The sequence below is a fragment of the Vibrio sp. 2033 genome, from assembly GCF_033339735.1.
Genome location: NZ_JAWOVC010000415.1, coordinates 1 through 660, shown reverse-complemented (window position 1 = coordinate 660; position 660 = coordinate 1). Strand labels below are relative to the sequence as shown.

Annotated in this window: 1 protein-coding gene; it reads left to right on the top strand. The window is 45.2% G+C overall.

What is annotated here, in order from left to right; all coding sequences use genetic code 11:
• Positions 1–57 precede the first annotated feature (57 nt).
• The gene (gene syd, locus R7P74_RS26920) at positions 58–603 is read left to right on the top strand and encodes a SecY-interacting protein (protein ID WP_318123722.1); all 546 of its coding nucleotides are present in this window, start codon (positions 58–60) and stop codon (positions 601–603) included.
• Positions 604–660 lie beyond the last annotated feature (57 nt).

Sequence of the window (660 nt, the reverse complement as noted above, 5' to 3'; positions counted from 1 at the left end):
ATTAATTGCTATCCGGCAAATTCTGCTATCTGACAAATAAGGAATGAGGAGACCTTCATGACCCAAACCGTTACTCAGGCGCTACAAGAGTTCAGCCTGCGCTACCAACAAGCTTGGCAAAATAAGCATAATGAATTGCCTCGCAATGAGGAGCTTGCTGATCTTGTTTCTCCATGTGTCGAAGAGAAGTGTGACGGCGCGGCATTGTGGAAAGCATTCCCGCGAGAAGAGATGGCGGATTTTACTAACGTTGAAAATGCGATTGAGTTGACGCTGCATGAAGACATTAAAGCGTTTTATGGATCTCAATACAGTGCGGATATGGACGCAACGTGGCAGACGAATCCTCTGACATTGCTTCAAGTTTGGAGCGATGACGATTTTGTTCGTTTACAAGAGAACATTTTGGGTCACTTGGTGACACAGCGTCGTCTAAAGCTAAACCCGACGGTGTTTATTGCAGCGACGGATGCAGAATTGGACGTAATTTCAATTTGTAACTTAACGGGCAATGTGATTTTAGAGCGTTTAGGAACAGATAAGCGCGAAGTGCTCGCAGAGAATGTTGTGGAGTTTTTGGCCAAAATTGAGGCTGCGGTGTAAGCATGTACGTTGTTGAGTTGCAATTTGAGTGTTTTGATAACACCACCGTCAGTGCGG